This is a genomic window from Flavobacterium rivuli WB 3.3-2 = DSM 21788 (assembly GCF_000378485.1).
Taxonomy (GTDB): domain Bacteria; phylum Bacteroidota; class Bacteroidia; order Flavobacteriales; family Flavobacteriaceae; genus Flavobacterium; species Flavobacterium rivuli.
In genome coordinates this window covers 60,886-76,392 of sequence record NZ_KB899973.1, presented here as the reverse complement: position 1 = coordinate 76,392, position 15,507 = coordinate 60,886, and the positions used below count along the sequence as shown (strand labels likewise).

Genomic DNA, 15,507 nt, shown 5'->3' with positions numbered 1-15,507 from the left:
ACTACACTTAATAACAATAGTTGCGACTATTATAGAATGCCTGTTTGGCCACGTTTATGTTGTGTAGGTGTAACCAAAGACAGGTATTACAATGAGTTTCGTTCTATATATCGGAAAGGATTTTTTACATGTTCCTTTTTTTTGTTGATAAACATATCTGCTGCTGCCTCGCCCATAGCTTTGAAGTCCGTGCTGATTACAGTTATTCCCAAAAGCTCTTTTAGAGGTGTTTCATTGTAGGATATTATTCCAATGTCTTTCCCTAAGCGTAGGTTTTCTTTATTAACCTGCCTAACTAAATTTACAAGGTCCCGCTCCTGTATTGTTACATATACATCTTTTTGATTCTGTAATTCCATGTCATCATAAATCTCATCTAAAATCTCATAGTCCAGATTATGGTCCGTACAAAATTCTTTGAAACCCTGAAGGATACCAGCAGGGTAGGGGTTGATGATTTTTCTGGGATAGACTAGTATTATTTTATCATATTGTTTTATTTTTTCTAAACCTTTTACTAATGAATTGTATAGGTCGTTTTTAAAGTCCTGTGATATAGCGCCATATTTCCCCCGGATTCCGGGATTTACATTGTCGAGAAGGATAAGTTTGTCCCGAGGGATGGAATCTAACATCCGGACGACCTTATCAGTAAAGGAGGTATGGTTCATTTGCTTATTCCTAAAATGTGACTGAATCACAAAGTAGTCATACGTGTGCAAGCCCTGCTCTAAGGTGTTCAGGAACAAGGTTTCATCATTATGGTATACAGACATCGTTACATTAGCTTCCAATCCAACTAAGTTTGCGAAGGAATTATACACCATCATTTTATAAGAACTTGGCTTGTTTACCATTAGCAATATATTGGTCCTGATAATATTTTCGGACTGGGCGATATAGAATCCCTTTCCTGGCGATGAAACGATTATTTTTCGCTCTTTAAGTAATTTATATGCTTTTTCAACCGTATCGCGGGAAAAATAGCAAAGTTCACTTAACTCATTTATCGAAGGTATTTTCTCACCAATTGCCAGAATACCGTTAGAGATATCCTGCACTATAGAATCTACTATTTGCTTGTACTTTGGCACTCGGGACTTATCGTTAATTCTTATATGAAATTTTTTAATCATTGTTTAAATTGTATTACAGTGTTTCCTATGAAAGCAGTGAAATTTTGAAAATAGTTTACCTAGTGTTTCTTCTAAAAGCAGTGAAATTTAAAAATTAGTTTACTTAGTGTTTCTTTTGAAAGCAGTAAAAAAAATAGATAATAATAGTTGTTGTTATTTAAGGCATGGTCTAGGGGTCAATAATGTTTTATTTAAAAATGGAAGTTACTATCTAAAGCGAATTCTCTTATAATATTGAAGTGTACTTAATATTTGCTTTAGGCTTATAAGGTTCAATAATTCATGCAACCTAAGTAGAACGTAAATTATTTGGCGAATAGATATATCGATATAGTTGGCAGCAATATTAGAAAAAAAATATAGATTACGTATCCTGTGCTATCATGTTATTTTTTAAAGTTTTGTTGTGCTTTTTCAGTTTATTATATCATGCATGCAGTGAAAATATTACTGCTAATTATGGTTTGGCGCTTTCAAAAGGCTATACAGTGTGTAATGGATGGTAAAGCAGGCAATGCAATTTTTTGGGTATTTCCCATAACGCTACAGGATGCTTGAACAATTCAATACTATTACTTTTGAGATCTAAATTAGGTGTGTAATTGAAATCAAAAATAAAAATGGAAAAAACATTTCAATATGTAAATTATTTATGGGATGAGCAAAAAGCAGCAGAGCTTGGCGATGACCAGGTAGCTTTATTCCTGTACCGCTCTAATATATTAGGGGCCGATTTAAGGATAACCAACTACGGCGGCGGTAATACCAGCTGCAAAACCATCGAGAAAGATCCGCTTACCAATGAAGAAGTAGAGGTAATGTGGGTAAAAGGATCGGGTGGCGATATAGGTACCCTTACACGCAGCGGTATAGCCGGTTTGTATACCAAAAGGCTTCGCGACCTTAAAAACGTTTACGGCGGCCTTGCAGATGAAGACCGTATGGTTGGGCTTTTTAACCATTGTATTTACGACCTTGACAGTAAAGCACCATCAATAGATACACCGTTACACGGATTGCTTCCGTTTAAGCATATAGACCACCTTCACCCCGATGCGCTTATTGCAGTTGCGGCGGCGGCGGACAGTGAGCAGGTAACCAAAGACATTTGGGGAGATACTATGGGCTGGGTGCCTTGGCAGCGTCCGGGGTTTGACTTGGGCCTTCAGCTTGAAAAATGCCTTGCCGATAACCCGGGCATCAGGGGTATCATCCTTGGCAGCCACGGCTTGTTTACATGGGGCGATACATCTTACGAGTGTTACATTAACAGCCTTGAAGTAATTGAAGCTGCAAGTGCTTACATAGAGAAAAAAGTAAAAGAAAAAGGCAGCGTTTTTGGTGGGCAAAAAGTAGAAAGCCTTCCAAAAGAAGAGCGCCTTGATAAAGCGGCAACACTTATGCCATTGCTTCGCGGGCTTGCTTCATCTGAAAAGAAAATGGTAGGCCATTTTACCGATAGCGATACGGTACTGGAATATATAAACAGTAACGACCTGGAGCGCCTTGCGCCAATGGGTACCAGCTGTCCTGACCACTTTTTACGTACAAAGATCCAGCCGTTAGTACTTACATTGAGTGCTGATGAAGATTTATACAATAGCGAAGAAGTGCTTAAAAAACTGGAGCCTGCTTTTGAGCAGTACCGCCAGGAGTACAAAGACTATTACGAAACATGCAAACATGATAACAGCCCGGCAATGCGTGACCCTAACCCGGTTATCATTATTTATCCTGGGGTGGGTATGTTCAGTTTCTCTAAAGACAAGCAGACTACACGTGTAGCCAGCGAGTTCTATGTGAATGCAATTAACGTAATGCGCGGTGCAGAAGCTATCACATCATACACTTCGTTGCCAAGGCAGGAAGCTTTTGATATTGAGTACTGGCTGCTTGAAGAAGCAAAGCTTAGCCGCATGCCTGCCGAAAAACCATTAAGCCGCAGGGTTGCTATTGTAACCGGTGCAGCAGGTGGTATTGGTAAGGCTATTGCTGATAAACTAATAAAAGAAGGCGCTAACGTAGTGCTTACCGACCTGAGTTCTGAAAACCTTCAGATAGCTTTGGCTACCTATAAAAGGGATTTAGCCGATGGCGCAGTATGCGACGTTACCGATGAAGATTCTATTGCAAAAGCCTACAAAGAGGCATGCCTTGCCTTTGGCGGGGTAGATATCGTGGTGCATTCAGCCGGCCTAGCTATTTCTAAACCATTGGAAGATACTACGCTGAAAGACTGGAACATCCTTCAGGATGTATTGGTAAAAGGCCAGTTCCTTATGGCTAAAGAAGGTGTGTCGATTATGAGGAAACAGGGCTTTGGCGGCGATATTGTGAACATTGCCAGTAAGAACGGCCTTGTTGCAGGCCCTAACAATGTGGCGTACGGTACTGCAAAAGCAGGCCAGCAACACATGACGAGGCTACTTGCCGCAGAGGTTGCCGCAGATAAAATTCGTGTAAACACAGTAAACCCTGACGGTGTTATTGTGGGCAGTAAAATATGGGAAGGCGCATGGGCCGAAGGCCGTGCCAAAGCATACGGAATTACTGTAGAAGAACTGCCTGCTCACTACGCAAAACGTAGCCTGCTTAACGAGATCATCCTTCCGGAAGATATTGCAAACGGCGTTTTTGCCTGCGTAGGTATCCTTGATAAGAGTACCGGCGGAATTATAAATGTAGATGGCGGAATGGCCAATGCCTTTGTTCGCTAATAATAAAATAAGCCATGAACTACACTAATTATCACGAATAATGAGATTTAAAATTCGTCTAATTAGTGTAATTCGTGGCTAAAAAATAAATACAAATGAAGATTACAGCACAGCATATAGCTGATTTAAATAAAATACAGGATACTGTTTTTAATGCCGAACTTGATATTATTAAAAACAAATTCGCTAAAAAAGGAGTGTCGGTAGATGAAGTAGTACAAAAAGTTGCCGATTTCCAAATAGCCATACCAAGCTGGGCGTTAGGCGCAGGGGGAACCCGTTTTGGGCGTTTTTCGTATGGTGGCGAACCATCATCGTTAGAGCAAAAACTTGACGATATTGGCTTACTTCATGCCTTAACCAAGTCGGCCGGAGCGGTATCGCTGCACATTCCGTGGGATGTGCCGGAAGATTACAAAGCTATAAAAGAAGTGGCTTCGGGGCATGGGATCATTTTCGATGCCATGAACTCTAACACGTTCCAGGACCAGGCAGGCGCTAAAGAAAGCTACAAGCATGGTTCATTAAGCAGCACTGTAGATGCATCGCGCGATTATGCTATACAGCATAACCTTGATGTTATTAAAATAGGGGAGCAGCTGGGTTCTAAAAGCCTTACCGTATGGCTTGCCGACGGTTCAAACTTTCCGGGCCAGCGCAATTTCCAGACGGTTTTAAAACATGCAGAAGACAGCCTTAAAGCCATCTACGCGGGCCTTCCGGAAGAATGGAAGCTGTTTATAGAATACAAACCTTACGAGCCTGCTTTTTACAGCACCGTTATACAGGACTGGGGTACATCGTTTATGCTGGCTAATGCCTGCGGCGATAAAGCATATACGCTTGTAGACCTTGGCCACCACCTGCCTAATACAAACATCGAACAAATTGTGGCTACCCTAATGCTGAAAGGTAAACTGGGCGGTTTCCACTTTAACGATAGCAAATATGGCGATGATGATGTTACCGTAGGTTCAATAAAACCTTACCCGTTATTCCTTATCTTTAATGAGCTGGTTTACGGTATGGAAAACAACCCGCAAAACCCGGACCTTGCCTGGATGATCGATGCCAGCCACAATACTAAAGACCCTCTTGAAGATTTAATACAGTCGCTTGAAGCTATTAAGATCGCTTACACACAGGCACTGCTTGTAAACCAGGACGAGCTTAGGGCAGCACAACAGGAAAACGACGTGGTAAAATGCCAGGAAATTTTACAGGATGCCTACCGTACCGATGTTAGGCCAATACTAAAAGCAGCACGCCAGAAATCAGGCGGGGCTATAGACCCGTTAGCGGCTTACCGCAGCCTGTCTGTACGTGGCGAACTTATTAAAGAAAGGGGTACTAACTCTAAAGGTACAGGTTTATAAAAAAGTGAATGATGGTAAAAGTTAACGCGGTATTTGATATAGGTAAAACCAACAAAAAATTCTTCCTCTTTGATGATGATTACAATGAGGTACACAGGCAGTATGTAAACCTTCCCTTAACCGTTGATGAAGACGGCTACGAAACTGAAGACCTCGAAGCGCTTAAGAAATGGATGAAGGATACGTTTGATACAGTGCTTGAAAACCCTGGATTTGATGTTAAGACATTAAATTTCTCATCATACGGGGCAAGCCTCGTGCATCTGGATTATAAAGGTAAGGCGCTAACACCGCTGTACAATTATACTAAAGATATGCCGGAAGATGTTATGGAAGGGTTCTATAAAAAATACGGTGAAGCACTTACCATAGCAGCCAAAACAGCATCGCCTCCCGCAGGCATGCTTAATTCGGGATTGCAACTGTACTGGATAAAACAGACAAAGCCTGAGATATTCAGCCAAATAAAATACAGCCTGCACCTGCCGCAGTACCTTTCGTATTTGTTTACGGGCATACCAGTAAGCGAGTACACCAGTATTGGTTGCCATACATCCCTTTGGGATTATGATGCAGAAGATTACCACGAGTGGGTGCATGCCGAAGGTATCGATAAAATATTGCCGCCTATAGTGCCTACATCGGCCAGTATAAATACTACCTATAAAGACAAGAAGATAAAAATAGGGGTAGGTATACACGACAGCTCGTCGGCATTGCTGCCGTATATTTTAAGCAAGAAAAAACCGTTCCTGTTACTCTCTACCGGAACGTGGAGTATTGCCCTTAACCCCTATAATTCTGAAAGCCTTACCGAAGCAGATATAGAGAACAACAGCCTTAACTACCTTCGTATAGATGGCAAGCGAGTAAAAGCATCCCGTTTTTTTATGGGTAACGAATACCGCCTGCAGGTAGAAAAGCTTACCGAATACTACAAAAAAGAATACGGCTACCACCGCGAAGTACAGTTTGACCAGGATATGTACCTGAAGCTGATGGAAAAACCGGCTATGTACTTTAAGTTTGAAGGCATTGCCCTGCAAAGGCTGCCTCAGGAAACCGAACTGGAGCCTTTTGATACGTTTGAAGAAGCCTACCACCAGCTGATGATAGAGCTTATGGAACTACAGATAGACACCATAAACAATGCCATAGGCAACAGCGAAATAAAAACCATTTATATAGATGGCGGCTTTACCGATAATGATGTGTTCATGAAACTTATGTCGCACCATTTTAGCAGTTTTAAGGTACTTTCTACGCAGTCGCCATTAGGTTCGGCTTTAGGGGCTGCCATGGTGATATCAGACAAGCAGGTAACCTCAAAATTCCTAAAGGAAAATTACCGCATGAAAAAACTTGTGCCGCTGTTTTTTGATGTATAACTATAGTTAAAAACAGTGCTGGACATTGAGCCGAAAGGCTTAATAAATGACTAAAAAAATTACAATGCAGTTAAAATATAACAGTGCCTATCCGTCGGTAGACGACCTTATAAAAAAAGCCAAGAGCAAGATACCGCGCTTTGCTTTTGAATACCTGGATGGTGGGTGTAATGAAGATGTAAACCTTATTAAAAATACTGCCGAAATTCGTGATATCGAACTAAAGCCGTATTACCTGACCAAGCATACCAGGTCGGAAATGAAGACGGAGCTGTTTGGCCATACCTATGATGCGCCTTTTGGTATATCGCCGGTAGGGTTGCAGGGGCTTATGTGGCCAAACGCGCCCGAGATCCTTGCAAAAGCAGCGTATGAGCATAACATACCGTTCATATTGAGCACCGTTACTACGGCGAGTATAGAGCGTATTGCCGAAATTACCCACGGGCGTGCCTGGTACCAGTTGTACCATCCGGCAGAGGCACAGGTAAGGGACAGTATTATACAACGTGCAGCCGATGCCGAATATCCTGTACTGGTTGCGCTTAGCGACGTGCCTACGTTTGGCTTCCGCCCGCGCGATGTGCGTAATGGCCTTGCTATGCCGCCAAGTATGTCGGTACGAAACATACTCCAGATACTGGGCAGGCCCGAGTGGGCGCTAAAAACACTTATACACGGGCAGCCTGCGTTTGAAACCCTTAAGCCTTACATGGAAAAGGGGATGAACATGAAGCAGCTGGGGCAGTTTATGAACCGTACATTTTCGGGCAGGCTTAACGAAGAGCGCATAGCACCTATACGCGATAAGTGGAAAGGCAAACTGGTACTTAAAGGCGTAGCAAGCGAGGAAGATGTAGAAATGGCAATACGCCTTGGTTTTGATGGTGTTATAGTTTCTAACCATGGTGGCCGCCAGCTCGATGCCGGCCAAAGTGCTATTGCATCGCTTCACCCTATAGTTGAAAAATACAAAGGCCAGATACAAGTAATGATGGACAGCGGTATACGTTCCGGGGTTGATGTAGCCCGTACCCTTGCCAGTGGTGCCGACTTTACCTTCCTGGGGCGTACCTTTATGTACAGCGTTGCGGCGTTGGGTAATGAGGGGGGCAACCATGCTATTTCGTTACTAAAGATACAGCTACAGCAGGTTATGGAACAGGTGTGCTGCGAGAGGGTAGAGGATATGCCTAACCACCTTATAAAATAATAGGAGCAGGTTTATAATAGCCAGTGTACTAAAGATATTGGGCTTTTACTTTGTCTTTGCCAAATTCAAATTAATTGTTTTTTTTAAAAAGAAGAGGCTGCCTAAAACGGGCAGCCTTTCTTAATTGTATTTTTTGATAAGTTAAACCGCTAGGAATTCGGATATCCTTATTTACTATTTGCCTGAAAAATTTCCGGGTACTTCCGTATGAAATATATCGGAGTACAACTCCAGGCATGGCAATAGCTGTTAACAGGATAAAAATTATAAGGTGATAATTGCTCATTTGAGGGGTCATAAACCTCCCAAAAAGTGTCCGCACCTTTATTGACCATCCCTCCCCAATACTCTGCTACGATCTTTTTTGCATCTTCTTTCAAACCGCTGTCAATTAAGGCCTGAACATAATAGTGATAAAGGTAAGGCCCACCTGGTTTTATTGCATTTTTGCTGGCTTGTAAAGATTTAAGAATTGTTTGTGCCTCTTTTTTCTTAACTACACAAGCAATAATCAGCCATGATTGTGAAGCGTAAGAGACTTGTTTAGTTGGACCACTTACAAATAGTTTTTGATCTTTACTATATAATGTATTAAGCGCTGCTGAACTCATTTTGTCAATTAGCCCCGGTAGTTGGCTAACCTCCTTTTCTTTATTCAATCTTTTAGCAAGAGCTAATGTTTGTTTCATGCTAAAAATCATAATTCCTTGTAAAGCGGCTTGGCGATCCAGTTTATCATTCCAGTCCACAAATAACCACCACCCGTTCTTAGCAGCTTTTTCAGCATCAAATATGTTATTACTATTCAGATACGTAGTTATATTATCCATCTGCCTTTTTGCAACGGGCCAAAGATCAATTGCGGTTTGTTTGTCACCTGTTGCTTCCAGATAGTCTTTTAATAGAACATTATATAATAATGCATAGTCAAATAGAAAGGGTGACCCAATCTGGGCGTGAGGTTGGGGCGACTCAAATACATTACAATATAGAAAGCCATCTTTCTGTGCCAATCCAGCTAATAAATAAAGGCATCGCTTAGTAAGATCATGTTGTTTGTAAGAATATGTATTTGCTTGTGCCTGAAGGTACAAGTCGCCTATCCAAAGTCTTCGATCGCGCTTGGGTCCATCTTCAAATACAGTCTGCATACATTCTTTTAACGTTGTTAATCCTACTGCATCAATTTGTGCCATTAATGCAGAAGTCGAACTTGCCAACGCATCCGGAGTATTCACCGCAGACGTAGTTCCTACACATGTAAGGTCGTTGATAGTAAAATCAAAATAGGGTGAGCTGCCTAAGACATCAATTTTCACATATCTGAAAGCCAGCCTCCGTGGAATTGTAATTGTAGCCGGTAGTTCCATTACTGTTATTATCTCGTCCTGTAGCCAGGCCCTGCTTAAACCACCTGTATATGGATCAAAGGGAACAGCAACTTCTGCAGGTACTTCACCAAAAGTAAGTTTAAATCTTAATGGTGCATCTTGTACACTGTTTAATGTATTTATTGTAATTGTAACGTGCCCTGTAAGGTGTTGACCAAAATCAAGAACAGTTCCGGATTGCTGTTTGAACGATTTTTTATATACCTCAGATACACTCTGTGAGGAAATTGCTTTGTAACCCTGAAATGCATTTGCATCTGCTATAATTTTTACAGCACCAACTGGTTTTTTTATAGTTTCAACTAAGGCTGGCGTATTATCTTTAGCAATTTTTAACCACTTTTCTCTTTGAGTATTATCGTAAAAGTCCTGAGAATAAATTGCGGATGGTAATACGAATAGTAATAGTAAAATAAAGTTTGTCAATGGTCTTGTAGATATCATGATTAAAATGGTAATTAAGTGTTTCAAATGTAATAACAGTTCATCTAAAATCCATCCTGTAGCGTACTGTTATTTCATCGATCTTTATTGCGTAATTGTAAATCAGCGAGAGATTTAATAGTGATGTTGCAGAATTATGATACAGGAATAGCTTTATATGCAATTGCTTTGAAATTTATTGCTAGGCACTTATCTTTGAAGTATGAAAGAAGAATTGAAAAAGAAATTATTGGCTTCCTCGAAAGAATATGTGGATTTGTATTTGCCCCATATATCGATAGACTGTGTCATATTTGGTTTTCATAACGATTGCCTGAAAGTATTACTGGTACGTCTTGACGGCGAAAAAAATTGGCTACTGCCTGGAGGGTTTGTAGAAAAAGGCGAGGATATTTTTAACGCAGCACATCGAATATTGATGCACAGGACTGGTGCGAGTAATATATTTCTTACTCAATTCAAAACATACGGCGCAATCCGGAGGTCCGAAGATTTCTTTTCCGAGATGCCAGATGATCTCTTTCATAAAAAACGTTTCGTAACCATTGGTTACTACGCCCTTATTGATTTTACTTCTCTAGACCCAACAATTGATACATTTTCAGATGCATGTTTGTGGCATAATATTGAGAAATTTCCAAAACTCGGAATGGATCATCAAGACATCTATAAAGGTGCCATAATGCAATTAAGACGTGACCTTAATTATGTACCTATAGGATATAATCTTTTGCCGGAAAAATTCACAATGCCTCAGCTCCAACGGCTCTACGAGGTTATTTTAGATAAAAAATTAAACAGGGGAAATTTTTACAGAAGGATGATGCGATATAATATATTAATTAAACTCAACGAAAAGGTAACAGGTTTTGCCCATACGTCGCCAAACCTGTACAAATTTGATCCACAACAATATCAAAAAGCTCTAGAGAATGGCTTTCAGGATAGTTGGTAAATGTCGCGCATGCCTGAGTACGGATAATTTTATATTACAGTACATCAAATGGCACTTCCATAGCCAACTATTATAACTGATAAAAGTAAAATGAACACACCCCCTGCCATAGTGTATTTGGCTTTAACACTCGATCCTTTCCATTCATTCAGGTATAAGCCCCAAAGATTACCAACGACAATAATGGTTGACATGTGCAAAATCCAGCTGCCTGCACCATTACCCAGCCGGCTTTCCCCCATACCATAGAAAAAAAATTGTAAAAACCAGGTTGCCCCAGCAATTGCCGAGAAAACGTAATTCTTGACTAAGGGGCGGTTCGTATCCGAATACTCCCCAAATGATTTATTCCGCATAAAGAGATAGATGCAATATAAGGCATTGGTAATAAAACCTCCCCATAGCACAACTAAGAAAGTTATGTTGTTTTGAAAAAGCTCTAAACTTCCATTTTTAAAGGCCAATGCTGCTAAAGGCCTTCCTGCCTCAATACCGTAATTAAAGCAGGAGCTCAATGTACCTGACAGGATGGCTAACAGCAGCCCTTTTTTAAGCTGAAATTCTTCAGAACCTTTAACCGTTTTTATCGCCCGCTCTTTAAGCACTCCGGCACGGCCTGAAACTGCAATTCCCAAAACACAAACGCCAATACCTAACAGTATCATCTTGCCTCCAGGGGTCGCAAGCATGTGACTAAATGAATGCGTATGGTCTCCCTTAAAATCGTAATAAATTGCCGGTAGCAGCGCACCTAATACTGAACTAAACCCTAATATTACAGAATTCCCTAAAGAGATCCCCAAATAGCGCATTGCCAAACCATATGTTAAACCGCCAATCCCCCACAATAACCCAAATATGATAGGCCAAATGAGGTAATTAGGATTGTCGTAAATAATCTCTAAGAAATTGGGGATAGTAATTGCCGCCGCCAAAAACGGAATAATTATCCAAGAGAATAAACCTCCTGCCATCCAGTAATTTTCCCAACTCCACTCTTTGACTTTCTTGTAAGGGAGATAAAAGCTTCCAGCAGCCACTCCACCAACCATATGAAATAAAACGCCCAAAAAATAAAACATACCTTAAGTTTTAGCAAGATTGAGATAAACGCAATCGATTTTTAAGTCACAATATTAATTATATTTTAAGATTAATTTATCCTGTACCGTCATGCGAAAGTTGGTGAAAAAATTTAATTAATCATTGCTTTTGACTTGGAATTTGAGTCGCCTGTTGCCCTAGTCAGGCAATCGTCTTTTGCCTGTGTGTTAAAATGCCTATTTCTCATTTTCTATAGCCTCGTGGAACATAACAAGGTCAAGAAGGCTGTCAATCATCTTTTCATACCTGCCAGAGCCTAATATTTTTTTATACTGTTGCGCAAGTTCGGCTCCATCTATTTTAATAGCATCAAACAAAAGCTTACCATTTTCAGTAAGGTATACCATCCAGTTACGAGCCATATTTTTAAGTGCGATAATTTTTAATATAGCGGTAATACAGAAAAGTAGCAGACCAGTTAAGGGATTTATTTTCCATTACTAATGACATTTCAAAATCAGTTTCAGTCACAAGATGGATAAACCGAACTTGAAAGATTACCGTTATTATATTACCTAGATATTATATTTTTCTTTTATCGCTTTTATTTCCCTTTCCAGCCTGCAAAGCACTGCAATATCTCCCGGTGACATTTCAGGTTTATCCTCATTTATCCTTTTGTTTAACAATGACATTTCGCGGCCAATAGTCATCTGTTCGGTAATTGCATAGGCTTCGGTCTGCTTTACCGATTGGTGGCCCAGCATTTCTTTTACAATATGGATGGGCACATTATTTTTAAGGGTTACTGTGCTGCCGAAAGTCCGGCGGGCCATATGTGTATTGAGTGTAAAGGGAAACCCGCACAGATTGGCTATTTCTTTTAGGTACTCATTCATCTTTTGGTTGGATGTGACAGGCAATACTGTTCCACGTTCCATGCATAATGAGTGGTCTTTATACTTTTCGATAATGGCGAGCGCCTGCGGGAGTAGGGGTATATTAGTCGTAGAGCCTGTTTTCTGCCTTGCGGACATAATCCAGAATTCGTCATCAATACCTTTTTTGATATCGGTCTTTTTAAGCTGGTAGGCGTCAATATAAGCGAGGCCGGTATAACATTGGAATACGAACACATCCCTTACTACATTAAGCCTGTCAGTGGTGAAATAATGCCTTTCCAGCTCGTAGAGCTCCTGAGAGGTAAGAGGCTTTTTAATTACTTTGGTTTTCCTGCTTTTAAAATTTTTAAAAGGGTCTTTGATGATAATTTCTTTGTCTATGGCCCTTAGGACAATTTTCTTAAAATTGGCAATGTATTTTAAGGTGGTATTATTGCTACAGTTCCTAACGGTCCTTAAGAAAAACTCGAAGTCTTTTATGAATTCAAAATTCAGGTCTGAAAATTCCAAGTCGTCACAATTGTATTTCATCCGGATAAAAGCGCCCACATGGTTGATAGTGATGGAAAAACGATCCAGGGTACCTTTGGCATATCCTTTTCCGATTAAGGCTTCCATCTCCTGGTTATGACGCTTGAACTCTTCCAGTACTTTAACCCTGGGGGCTATCCTTCCCAAAACATAGTCCATGATTTTCTGTGCAGTCACAAATTTACCGCTGTACAGAAGTTCGGTTTTGCATTCGTTTATTTTCATCAACAGCGAATCCAGAAAGAAATTCAGGGCCTTTGCATCTTCTTTACTGCCAATTGCCCGTTCGGTCTTCTGGTCCCAGCGTGAAGGATCCCATCTACGTTTGGTAGAGGTTTCTTTAGCTAACCCATCTACTATTACCCTGAGATAAATGAATCTCAATTTTGTTGATTTCTGCGGAGCCTTCAAAAAGAAGGAGAGTCCAAAACTGCTTTCTAACATAACTCAATATTTTAAATTAATAAATATAGAATTATACCGTTCTAAAATCAAGATGTAAAGCTGTTTTACATGTTAATTATCAGCTAATTAAACTAAAATTTATGGCAGTTTTTTTCGGGCTTAAAACTGCCACGAATCTGCCACAAAACTTTTGGCCTTCTTTATAAACTTTGATTGCAGGGGTAAAAATAAAAAAACCTGCAAATCCTTGAATTTGCAGGTTTTACACGATTTTTGTGGGTTTTTGAAAAATTTGGAAAAGTATTAATTTCCCTTATTTTACCCATTTCGTGGGGAGAGAAGGATTCGAACCTTCGAAGATTTCTCAACGGATTTACAGTCCGTCCTCGTTGGCCGCTTGAGTATCTCCCCATGGCCATGCAGTAAAGTATTACCCTCATTGCGGTTGCAAATATAAGCCTGTTTTTTAAATATACAAATATATTTGCGAGTGTTTTTTAATCTATTTTTTAAGTTGCTGAAAGTAAGGTTTGTGTAAATTGATTTTTTTTAAAAAAAATAATTACTAAGCTCTCTTATTGGTTTTTTCTGCCACTAATCATTAAGTATAAATAATTATAGCAATTAAGATTATGAACAATTATTGCTCAATGCATAAGTTTTTGAATATGTATATATGAATCTATTTTGTATACTCACTACTAATTATTAAGCATTGTTATCATTTTTTTAAAATAATTGAGCACAATATATACGATATCTTTTTTACTTCATTTGTATTGTTAACAGTACGTTTAAGTGTTTATAGTATGCGGGCATAACAAGATAAATATTGTTAAATAAATGTTAAAACTAAATTTTACTGTAACCATTTCGTGGTCATCGTCGTCTATTACTTTAAACGGATCAATCATCAATAACAATCAAATCATCAATCAATAAGCTTTGTAACAAAGCACCCAATCAATCGTCAATCAAAAAACTATTATTTCAAATTGCTTAATCAGCAAATATCATCAATCAATCATCATGAAAAAATCAATCATCTTTTTAGGCCTTGCAGTAACTTTATTCAGTAACGTAGCAATGGCATCTGTATCGGCAGCGTCATCAACTGTCCCTGTTAAAAAAGAATACACTAACGCAACACCCCTTGCAATTGCAATTGCTAAAGGCGACGTAACATCTGTAAAAGCCTTTATAAGTTATGGAGCGGACATTAATGAGAAATCTAACGACATGACACCTTTAATGCTCGCCGCCCGTTACAACCAGGTAGAAATAATCAATCTGCTGCTTCAAAATGGGGCAAGTGTAAAAGTAACTAACAGTAAAGGTTTTAATGCGCTAAAATATGCAAAGCTTAGCAATGCTGCCCAGGCAGCAGATGCTCTTACTAAAGCAAAAGCATAACTATAATTTCTATTTAAATTTTATAATTTTTCCAGCCCATCCGGCAGGTGGGGCCGTGCATTCCAACACCAATCAATCATTAATTATCAAACAATCATCAAATCAATCAGTTATCATGAAAAAATCAATCATCTTTTTAGGTCTTGCATTAATGTTATTTAGTAATGTGGCGATAGCATCATCAGTATCAGCACCTTTAGCCGTTAGTACTTCACCGCAAGAAATTACCGCAACACCGCTTGCAGCTGCTATTGCTAAAGGCGACATAAAATCTGTAAAAGCATTTATTGCTTATGGTACAGATATTAACGAACGATCTAACGATATGACACCGCTAATGCTTGCTGCTCGTTATAACCAGGTAGAAATAATGAATTTGCTGATAGCAAATGGTGCAAGCTTAAAAGAAACAAATGCAAAAGGTTTTAATGCCTTAAAATATGCGCAGCTCAGCAACGCCCACGATGCTGTTGCCGTGATAGCAAAAGAAAATACCGCAATCGCGTTAAACAAAAAACAATCAACAAAACGCTCTGCTATATAACCAGGACTGTATAATATCATCAACAAATCAATCATCAAAATAATCATC

At 39.7% G+C, this 15,507-nt stretch carries 12 protein-coding genes and 1 tRNA gene; 7 read left to right on the top strand and 6 right to left on the bottom strand.

From position 1 onward, the window contains the following. Positions 1–86: 86 nt before the first annotated feature. A complete protein-coding gene (locus tag F565_RS0116475; protein ID WP_020214343.1) occupies positions 87–1,136 on the bottom strand; it encodes a GntR family transcriptional regulator in 1,050 nt (349 codons plus the stop codon). Between the two features lie 620 nt (positions 1,137–1,756). Between F565_RS0116475 and F565_RS0116465 the strand changes: the two genes are divergently transcribed. From F565_RS0116465 to F565_RS0116450, 4 genes are all read left to right on the top strand, one after another. Beyond that, a complete protein-coding gene (locus tag F565_RS0116465; protein ID WP_026300118.1) occupies positions 1,757–3,853 on the top strand; it encodes a bifunctional rhamnulose-1-phosphate aldolase/short-chain dehydrogenase in 2,097 nt (698 codons plus the stop codon). 95 nt (positions 3,854–3,948) lie between these two features. After that, positions 3,949–5,229 (top strand): sugar isomerase, encoded by a 1,281-nt coding sequence (locus F565_RS0116460; RefSeq protein ID WP_020214340.1) that lies wholly within the window; start codon positions 3,949–3,951, stop codon positions 5,227–5,229. An 11-nt stretch (positions 5,230–5,240) separates the two neighbouring features. Continuing rightward, entirely contained in the window at positions 5,241–6,617 is a 1,377-nt protein-coding gene (locus F565_RS0116455) for an FGGY-family carbohydrate kinase (RefSeq protein ID WP_020214339.1), read from the top strand. A 64-nt stretch (positions 6,618–6,681) separates the two neighbouring features. After that, positions 6,682–7,830 (top strand): alpha-hydroxy acid oxidase, encoded by a 1,149-nt coding sequence (locus tag F565_RS0116450; protein WP_026300117.1) that lies wholly within the window; start codon positions 6,682–6,684, stop codon positions 7,828–7,830. Positions 7,831–7,997: 167 nt separating this feature from the next. Here F565_RS0116450 and F565_RS0116445 read toward each other — a convergent pair whose 3' ends face one another. Then, a complete protein-coding gene (locus F565_RS0116445) occupies positions 7,998–9,665 on the bottom strand; it encodes an alpha-L-rhamnosidase-related protein (protein WP_020214337.1) in 1,668 nt (555 codons plus the stop codon). A gap of 202 nt (positions 9,666–9,867) precedes the next feature. On the opposite strand from F565_RS0116445, the gene F565_RS0116440 reads away from it, so the two are divergent. Beyond that, positions 9,868–10,620, top strand: a complete 753-nt coding sequence (locus tag F565_RS0116440; protein WP_020214336.1) for an NUDIX hydrolase — start codon at positions 9,868–9,870, stop codon at positions 10,618–10,620. A 44-nt stretch (positions 10,621–10,664) separates the two neighbouring features. Here F565_RS0116440 and rhaT read toward each other — a convergent pair whose 3' ends face one another. The 4 genes from rhaT to F565_RS0116420 all read right to left on the bottom strand — a co-directional run bounded on the left by rhaT (position 10,665) and on the right by F565_RS0116420 (position 13,913). Further along, positions 10,665–11,702, bottom strand: coding sequence for an L-rhamnose/proton symporter RhaT (gene rhaT, locus F565_RS0116435; protein ID WP_020214335.1), 1,038 nt, complete (start codon positions 11,700–11,702; stop codon positions 10,665–10,667). Between the two features lie 198 nt (positions 11,703–11,900). After that, positions 11,901–12,086, bottom strand: coding sequence for a hypothetical protein (locus tag F565_RS0116430; protein ID WP_020214334.1), 186 nt, complete (start codon positions 12,084–12,086; stop codon positions 11,901–11,903). 153 nt (positions 12,087–12,239) lie between these two features. After that, positions 12,240–13,541 (bottom strand): site-specific integrase, encoded by a 1,302-nt coding sequence (locus tag F565_RS0116425; protein WP_020214333.1) that lies wholly within the window; start codon positions 13,539–13,541, stop codon positions 12,240–12,242. Between the two features lie 291 nt (positions 13,542–13,832). Continuing rightward, positions 13,833–13,913: transfer RNA gene (locus tag F565_RS0116420), tRNA-Tyr, on the bottom strand. A 618-nt stretch (positions 13,914–14,531) separates the two neighbouring features. Between F565_RS0116420 and F565_RS0116410 the strand changes: the two genes are divergently transcribed. Both F565_RS0116410 and F565_RS21840 read left to right on the top strand, forming a co-directional pair. Beyond that, entirely contained in the window at positions 14,532–14,915 is a 384-nt protein-coding gene (locus tag F565_RS0116410) for an ankyrin repeat domain-containing protein (protein WP_020214331.1), read from the top strand. Next, complete coding sequence (locus F565_RS21840) at positions 14,857–15,459, top strand: ankyrin repeat domain-containing protein (RefSeq protein ID WP_231559643.1); 603 nt, start codon at positions 14,857–14,859, stop codon at positions 15,457–15,459. Before F565_RS0116410 ends, F565_RS21840 begins: the two co-directional genes overlap by 59 nt. Positions 15,460–15,507 lie beyond the last annotated feature (48 nt).

What these genes read in the sequence shown, in the direction of transcription:
- rhaT (WP_020214335.1), bottom strand. Translation starts at nt 11,702, where the DNA reads ATGTTTTATTTTTTGGGCGTTTTATTTCATATGGTTGGTGGAGTGGCT.
- F565_RS0116465 (WP_026300118.1), top strand. Translation starts at nt 1,757, where the DNA reads ATGGAAAAAACATTTCAATATGTAAATTATTTATGGGATGAGCAAAAA.
- F565_RS0116455 (WP_020214339.1), top strand. Translation starts at nt 5,241, where the DNA reads ATGGTAAAAGTTAACGCGGTATTTGATATAGGTAAAACCAACAAAAAA.
- F565_RS0116475 (WP_020214343.1), bottom strand. Translation starts at nt 1,136, where the DNA reads ATGATTAAAAAATTTCATATAAGAATTAACGATAAGTCCCGAGTGCCA.
- F565_RS0116460 (WP_020214340.1), top strand. Translation starts at nt 3,949, where the DNA reads ATGAAGATTACAGCACAGCATATAGCTGATTTAAATAAAATACAGGAT.
- F565_RS0116425 (WP_020214333.1), bottom strand. Translation starts at nt 13,541, where the DNA reads ATGTTAGAAAGCAGTTTTGGACTCTCCTTCTTTTTGAAGGCTCCGCAG.
- F565_RS21840 (WP_231559643.1), top strand. Translation starts at nt 14,857, where the DNA reads ATGCAAAGCTTAGCAATGCTGCCCAGGCAGCAGATGCTCTTACTAAAG.
- F565_RS0116430 (WP_020214334.1), bottom strand. Translation starts at nt 12,086, where the DNA reads ATGGCTCGTAACTGGATGGTATACCTTACTGAAAATGGTAAGCTTTTG.
- F565_RS0116410 (WP_020214331.1), top strand. Translation starts at nt 14,532, where the DNA reads ATGAAAAAATCAATCATCTTTTTAGGCCTTGCAGTAACTTTATTCAGT.
- F565_RS0116440 (WP_020214336.1), top strand. Translation starts at nt 9,868, where the DNA reads ATGAAAGAAGAATTGAAAAAGAAATTATTGGCTTCCTCGAAAGAATAT.
- F565_RS0116450 (WP_026300117.1), top strand. Translation starts at nt 6,682, where the DNA reads ATGCAGTTAAAATATAACAGTGCCTATCCGTCGGTAGACGACCTTATA.
- F565_RS0116445 (WP_020214337.1), bottom strand. Translation starts at nt 9,665, where the DNA reads ATGATATCTACAAGACCATTGACAAACTTTATTTTACTATTACTATTC.